Source organism: Pirellulales bacterium (assembly GCA_035533075.1).
Taxonomy (GTDB): Bacteria; Planctomycetota; Planctomycetia; order Pirellulales; family JAICIG01; genus DASSFG01.
This window is the reverse complement of sequence record DATLUO010000247.1, coordinates 24,113-30,930: the sequence shown is the minus strand read 5'-3', so window position 1 is coordinate 30,930 and position 6,818 is coordinate 24,113. Positions and strand designations below refer to the sequence as shown.

Sequence of the window (6,818 nt, the reverse complement as noted above, 5' to 3'; positions counted from 1 at the left end):
CGGACGCACCGGGGCATCGCTTGGCCGCCACGCTCTTGAAGGCGCCCGCCGCTCTGGCCAAGCTCTGCCCCAGCCACCGCTTTGCCTCGCGGCAAAACGTGTCATTCTCGGCCGCGTGAAGTATAGCTCTGCCCCTTTTCTCAACGTCGCCTTGAAACTGCGCCCTGGCTGACCTATAAAGGCATAAGCCTTGCCCACGTGGCGGAATTGGCAGACGCGCTAGATTCAGGGTCTAGTGTTCGCAAGAACGTACAGGTTCAAGTCCTGTCGTGGGCACTCACGGAGTGAGCGGGCTACGGGGCTTTCCGCTCACGGAGCGAGCGGGCTACGGGGCTTTCCGCTCACGGAGTGAGCGGGCTACGGAGCCATCAGTTGCATCGCCCGGCGGATGTATTCGATGCCGGAATAGACCGTCAACGCCAAAGCGCTCCAGATCGTGATCGGCAACAGATACGCGAGCCATTCGGGCAGGCTCACGTCGCCATAGGAGAGCGCAAAAAGGCTCGTGCCGGCGGCGATGCACTGAACCACCATCTTCAGCTTGCCGGACATGGCGGCCGAAAAATCGGCCCCACGCTGCTCCAGAAAGCTGCGCAGCGCGGTGATCAACAGCTCGCGACCGACGACCACCACCGCCATCCAGCCGGCAATGCCCGATCGCGGATACTCGGCCACCAGGCAGATGAACGCGCCGCAGACGATGATCTTGTCGACAAAGGGATCGAGAATTCGGCCCAGCACCGTCACCAGCCCGTATTTGCGGGCAAAGTAGCCGTCGAGCCAATCGGTGGACGCCGCCACAACGAACACCACCAGGCTCGTCAGCCAACAGTGGAACGTCATCAGGCCAAACAGCACCACCGCCAGCACAAGGCGGGAAATCGTCAGTTGGTTCGGCAGGTTGAAAACAGCCGAACGCGGCTCAGTCTTGGTGCTGATCGACATAGGTTGCCTTTATCGCGAAGCTGAAAAACCGGCAGGCAGGCGGGACGCCCACACCACAACCGGCAGGCGGGACGCCTACGCCACAATTAATACGGCTTGCCCACCGCTGCGGCAATCAGATCGTACTCTTGCGAGGCCACGATTTCACATCGCACGATCTGGCCCGGCCGCAACTTCTTGCCCGATACGTAAACCACGCCGTCCACGTCCGGGGCGTCGGCATAAGAGCGGCCGATCCAGGCGTTCCGCTCTTCCGGCACAGGGCGGTCGATCAGCACGTCGAGCTGCCGGCCGATCTGCCGCTGGTTCCACTCGAAAGCCACTTCCTGCTGCACCGCCATCAGCCGCTCGCGGCGGGCTTCCTTGGTTTCTTCGTCGAGGTGATCGGAAATCTTCGCCGAAGGCGTGTCGGCCTCAAACGAATAGGTGAACACGCCCACCCGCTGGAAGCGTTGCTGCCCGACAAACTCGATCAACTCGCTGAATTGCTCTTCCGTTTCGCCGGGAAAGCCGACGATGAAAGTCGTCCGCAACACCAGGTCGGGAATCGCCTGCCGCAAGCGGGCCAACAACGTCTCGGTCTCGGCACGGTTCACGCGCCGCTGCATCCGCCGCAGCATCGTGTCGTTGATGTGCTGCAGCGGCAGATCGAGATAAGGGATGATCTTCGGGCTGCCGGCCAGCACTTCGATCAGTTCGTCGCTGAAATACATCGGGTAGAGGTACATCACCCGAATCCAGTCGAGCCCCTCGATGCCGTTCAGCTCGGTAAGCAGTTCCGCCAGCCGCGGCCGGCCGTAGAGATCGATGCCGTAATACGTTGTGTCCTGGGCCACGATGTTCAGCTCGCGCACCCCGTCGGCCGCCAGTTCGCGGGCCTCGGCGATGACCTCTTCCATCGGCTTGGTGGCGTGTTTGCCGCGCATCTTGGGAATGGCGCAGAAGGTGCAAAGCCGGTCGCAGCCCTCCGAGATTTTGAGAAAGGCGAAATGCCGCGGCGTGATCCGCAGCCTGGCTGTGTCGGGCAGCGGCCGCGAGGGCGCCGGTTGAAACACGCTGCGCTGCTCCAACAACCCGCCCAGCAGCCGATCGGCCACCTTCGTCACCTGTTCGCGACCGAAAACGCCCACGAGCTGGTCGATGTCGGGGCAACGCTCCAAAAGTGCCTCTTTTTCGCGTTCGGCCAGACAGCCGGACACAATCACGCCTCGGGTGCCGCCGCGGCGCTTGAGGTCGAGCATTTCGTGAATGGCGGCGTACGACTCGTCGCGTGCCCGTTCGATGAAGCCGCAGGTGTTGACCACGACGAAATCGGCGCCTTCCGGTTCGGGCACGAGCCGATAGCCGTCGAGCTGCAACAGGCCGAGCATTCGTTCGCTATCGACCAGGTTCTTCGGGCAGCCGAGACTGACGAAGCAATAAGAGCCCTTTGAACTATCCGTCATTCAGCATTCCTTCCGACCGGCTTTTTATCAATCCGTCCCGGCGGACAAGACCGGATTGACATTGTTCCTCACCATCATCCTACTCTAGCCCCCGGCGGCAGGAAACGGCTGATGGTGGCCAGAAGGTCTGCCAGGTCGAGCGGTTTCGAGAGAACGGCCGCTGCTCCGGCAGCCAAGAACGGCTGGACATCATCGTTTCGGGGAAAATCGGCCAACACCACGACCACCGCGCCGGGAAACGAGCGTGCAGCCGACCGAACGTCGTCAGCGGCCCGTTGCGAAGGGATCCCCACGTCGCAAAGCACGAGGTCTATGCCGGTTATCGGGCTTGGCGGCGGCGGGCGCATTGTGATGGCAGCCAATCCGCGAGCACGACAAGCCGCGGCGAGCCAATCGGCCATCTCGCATTCGTCGCTGACCACCGAGATCATACCTTGCAGCTTGCCGGGGGCGGACTTGGCCGACCACAGGAGCCGTTCTTCGGCGGTCGCCGTGAGCGGCTGGCTCCAACCGCTCAATTCACCACGTGCCAGCCGCGCGACTTCTTGTCGAAATCGGGCGGACCACTGATGCCAGTAGACCCGCGGCACGCCCGGCCAAGGTAAGCCGCTGCGCATCTCGCCTTCGCACCAAGAGCCAAGCAGGGCGACGATCGGAGTCAGCGGCGCGGCAGCTCGCAGTATTTCGATCGCCGCATGGGAAAACTGCCCGGCCCGCGCTTGGGCGACGATCGTCAGATCGACCGGTGTTTCGGCGCGGGCCAGCCATCCGGCCGCCGACTCCAACGAAGCGATTTGCACCAACTCGCCGGCGTGCCGCATTTCGATGGCAGCGGGGGCAATTTCTTCGCGGTCGAAGTCGCCTGTCAGAAGGAAGTGCAAGGGAGGATTCAGGATTCAGGGTTCAGGGTTCAGGGTTCAGCAGAATTGCCAATTTGCAATTTGCAATTCCCAACTCTATCGCAGTTCCTTCTCCGCCCGCTCGAAAAGCTCGCGCACGCGCGCGGCGTCGGCCGCGGCGCGCAACTCGCCCACAAATTCGGGCAAACTCAGCAGCCGGCTCAAGCGGGCCAGCGTTTGCAGATGGCCGCGGTCGTCGGTCGAGCAGATCAAGAAGAACATGTCGGTGAGCGTGCCGCGACTGCTGCCAAAGGGGATGCCCGCTTCGGTCCTGGCAAAGGCCAAGAACGCCTGTTCCAGAATCGCCGCCAAGGGGCGTCGCGGGTGAAGCAATGCTACGCCGTTATCGAGCGCCGTGGGGTGCATTTCTTCGCGGCTGCGGACGGCGGCGGCCATCTGGTCGGGGTCCCATAGCCAGCCCGTGCGGGCCGCCACGTCGACCATCGAATCGATCACCGAGTTACGCGTGCGCGCGGCCAGCGGAATTTGAATCGCCGTGGGCGGCAGCATCTCCGCCAACGAAAGCTCCTGCAGCGGCTCGCCGCCAGCCGCTTGCATCGCCCCCTCGACTCGCTGCAGCTCGTGTTCGTCCGATAGCCCGATCCGCTGTTCGAGCCAGTGATGGATTTCGGAGGGCGAGAACCGCCACTGGCCCGACACGCGGCGGCCAGGAATCCTGCCCCGTTCCACAAGCCGGGCCACTTGCGCGGCATCCAGGTGCAGGTAGGCGGCCAGCGAGTTGAGGTCGAAATCATCCATCGGCCCGCTTCCCCTGCCAGGCGTCGCGGCGCTCGAACTCGGCGCTTACCGCGGCGCGCAACGCCGGCTTATCAAGGCACCAGGCGGGACCCACCAGGTAATCGGGCGGGGCGTCGCCGCCGATGCGTTCGATCAGGCAGTCGCGCGGAATGCGTTCCAAAAAATCGACCAGCGTCGAGACATAGGCATCGCGGTCCATCAAACGGACTTCGCCCGACTCCACCCAGGCCGCCAGCGGCGTGTTCTTCACGGCGTAAAGGTTGTGGATTTTGACCGCATCGACCCGCAGCCGGGCCAGCTCGTTGGCCGTGGCCAGCATGTCATCGCGCGTCTCGCCGGGCAGGCCCAGGATCACATGAGCGCCGATCTCGAAGCCCCGCCCCCGGCTCCGCTCAACGGCATCGACGAACGCCTGGTGGTCGTGACCGCGGTTCATCCAAACCAGCGAACGGTCGTGCATCGTCTGCATGCCGTACTCGACCGAGAGATACGTCCGGCCGGCCAGGTCGGACAACAAATCGAGAACGTCATCGGGCACGCAATCGGGCCGCGTGCCGATCATCAGTCCGACAACGTCTGGATGATCGAGGGCCTGCAGGTAAAGCGGGCGAAGCTGATCGACGGGAGCGTAGGTGTTGGTGGCGGGCTGAAAGTAAGCCAGAAAGCGGGCCACGTTCGCGTAGCGGCGCCGGACAAAGCGGATGCCTTGCTCCAACTGGCCCTGAATCGACGCGCGCGGCAGCCGCCGGCTGGGGCTGAAACTGCGGTTGTCGCAGAAGACGCAACCGCCGGTCGCCACCGTGCCATCGACGTTTGGACACGTGAATCGGGCATCGAGGCTTACTTTTTGCACCCTCCCCCCGAACCGCTGCCGCAGGTAATAATTGTAGGCGAAGTACCGCAGCCCAGCCGCGCGCCAGTCGTCGCCAAGCAAAGAAGCAGTCATCATGCGCAAAGGTTGACGAGGACGCCGGAAAAACCTACAGTCAGGGGGGATGCCGGCGCATCTTACGGCGCGAAGGAACAGGTAGCAAGAGACAAACAAACGATGTACGGTGAGCTCATTCCTCTTGGCGGTGGCGACCCCATCCCCTTGCGAAAAAAGAGTTTGCTGGTGGGGCGGCGCGAAAGCTGCGATATCGTGCTGCGCTTTCCCAACGTGTCGGCCCATCATTGCCAACTGACGCTGTTGAACGGTTATTGGTACGTACACGACCTGCAGAGCCGCAACGGCGTGAAAGTCAACAATCTGAAGGTCACGGAAAAGCGGATCGACCCCGGCGATACGCTGGCCGTGGCCAAGCACCGATATGAGATTCACTATTCGCCGGCCGACTTGGGGGCCGTCGGCCCGCCGCCGACCGACGGAGACCGCAGCGAAATCTTTCAGAAGTCGTTGCTCGAGCGGGCCGGCCTACTGACCAAAGACCGAGACGAAAAGCAAAACACACCGCTGCCACGCGAGCCCGACCGGCGGCGTTATGACATCTTGGACGACCGTCCGGGCCAGATCCGCGACCCCAACAAACCCGTCTGATTTCTGCTTGGCCAAACCGAAAAAGCAGCTCCGCACCAATTTTCGCAAGAACCGCAGCTCCCGCGTTCGTGAGAGCGATTGGACGCGGAAGTTCAACACGCAAAACGTCGAAGAAGACGCCGCACACGACGAACGCTTGAGCGGCAAAGGCGAGCTGACCCGCAAACGCACCGTCCGCGGGTCGGAAGTCAACGACGAAGCGGGGCTGGGCGTGCGATTGGACGTCGACGAGTCGGTTTGCCTGCGGGGCCGCGTGCTGGCGGTGCATGGGCTGACCAGCACGGTCGAAGCCGAAGACGGCCAGCACTATCAGTGTGCCGTCCGGCGACTCTTGAAAACGCTGCACACCGACATGCGCCACGTGGTGGCTGCCGGCGATAAAGTGCTTTTCCGTCCGGCCGACCGCGAGGGAATCATCGAGCGGATCGAGCCGCGACACGGCGTGCTGAGCCGCGAATCGCGCGGGCGCCAGCAGGTGCTGGTGGCCAACGTCGATCAACTGATCATCGTGGCCAGTGCGGCCGAACCGTATTTGAAACCGAACCTGATCGACCGCTTTCTTGTCTGCGCAGAGCAAAACCACCTGCGGGCCGTGGTGTGCATCAACAAGATCGACCTGGTCGATGCGGCCGCCTTGGAGCCGCTGGTGGGCGTGTATGCGCAGATGGGTTATCGCGTGCTGTTGCTGAGTGCCCAAACCGGATTCGGCATCGACCGCCTGCGGCGACGACTGCTGGGCAGTCAAAGCGTCGTGGCCGGACAAAGCGGTGTGGGCAAGTCGTCGTTGTTGAACGCCGTGCAGCCGGGCTTGGGGCAGGCCGTCGCGGAAGTCAGTGCCGAGACCGAAAAGGGGCGGCACACCACCACCACCGCGCGGCTGCTGCCGCTGGCGGGCGGCGGTTATGTGGTCGACACACCGGGCATTCGCCAGTTTCAGCTTTGGGACGTGATTCCGCAGGAAGTGGCCGGCCTGTATCGCGACTTGCGGCCGCTCGTCAGCCGCTGTGCCTTTCCCGACTGCACGCACCAGCACGAGGCCGACTGTGCGGTGAAAGACGCGGTGGCCGACGGCTGGCTCGATGCCCGGCGGTACGAAAGTTATTTGAATCTGTATGGAGGAGAAGGCTAGGTAGGGTTCAGGGTTCGGGGTTCAGAATGACGAATGACGGAATGACCAATGTCGAAACTCGTCACTCGTCATTCCGTCGTTCGTGCTTTCTGGCTGAACCCTGA

General features: G+C 63.0%; 7 protein-coding genes and 1 tRNA gene. 3 read left to right on the top strand and 5 right to left on the bottom strand.

The annotated features are described in order from the left end of the window. Nucleotides 1-192 precede the first annotated feature (192 nt). A tRNA-Leu gene (locus tag VNH11_30960) sits at nucleotides 193-276 on the top strand. An 81-nt stretch (nucleotides 277-357) separates the two neighbouring features. Here the strand turns inward: VNH11_30960 and pgsA are convergent. The 5 genes from pgsA to VNH11_30935 form a co-directional block, all read right to left on the bottom strand. Further along, nucleotides 358-945: a CDP-diacylglycerol--glycerol-3-phosphate 3-phosphatidyltransferase gene (gene pgsA, locus VNH11_30955; GenBank protein HVA50804.1), complete on the bottom strand. Its 588-nt coding sequence runs from the start codon at nucleotides 943-945 to the stop codon at nucleotides 358-360. 86 nt (nucleotides 946-1,031) lie between these two features. Beyond that, entirely contained in the window at nucleotides 1,032-2,390 is a 1,359-nt protein-coding gene (rimO, locus tag VNH11_30950; GenBank protein HVA50803.1) for a 30S ribosomal protein S12 methylthiotransferase RimO, read from the bottom strand. A 74-nt stretch (nucleotides 2,391-2,464) separates the two neighbouring features. Next, nucleotides 2,465-3,271, bottom strand: a complete 807-nt coding sequence (locus VNH11_30945; GenBank protein ID HVA50802.1) for a hypothetical protein — start codon at nucleotides 3,269-3,271, stop codon at nucleotides 2,465-2,467. A gap of 75 nt (nucleotides 3,272-3,346) precedes the next feature. Further along, entirely contained in the window at nucleotides 3,347-4,048 is a 702-nt protein-coding gene (locus tag VNH11_30940; protein ID HVA50801.1) for a PTS sugar transporter subunit IIA, read from the bottom strand. Continuing rightward, nucleotides 4,041-4,997 (bottom strand): TIGR01212 family radical SAM protein, encoded by a 957-nt coding sequence (locus VNH11_30935; GenBank protein ID HVA50800.1) that lies wholly within the window; start codon nucleotides 4,995-4,997, stop codon nucleotides 4,041-4,043. Before VNH11_30935 ends, VNH11_30940 begins: the two co-directional genes overlap by 8 nt. Nucleotides 4,998-5,096: 99 nt before the next feature. Here VNH11_30935 and VNH11_30930 point away from each other — a divergent pair, with 99 nt between their 5' ends. Then, a complete protein-coding gene (locus tag VNH11_30930; protein HVA50799.1) occupies nucleotides 5,097-5,585 on the top strand; it encodes an FHA domain-containing protein in 489 nt (162 codons plus the stop codon). 7 nt (nucleotides 5,586-5,592) lie between these two features. After that, entirely contained in the window at nucleotides 5,593-6,714 is a 1,122-nt protein-coding gene (gene rsgA / locus VNH11_30925; GenBank protein ID HVA50798.1) for a ribosome small subunit-dependent GTPase A, read from the top strand. Nucleotides 6,715-6,818 lie beyond the last annotated feature (104 nt).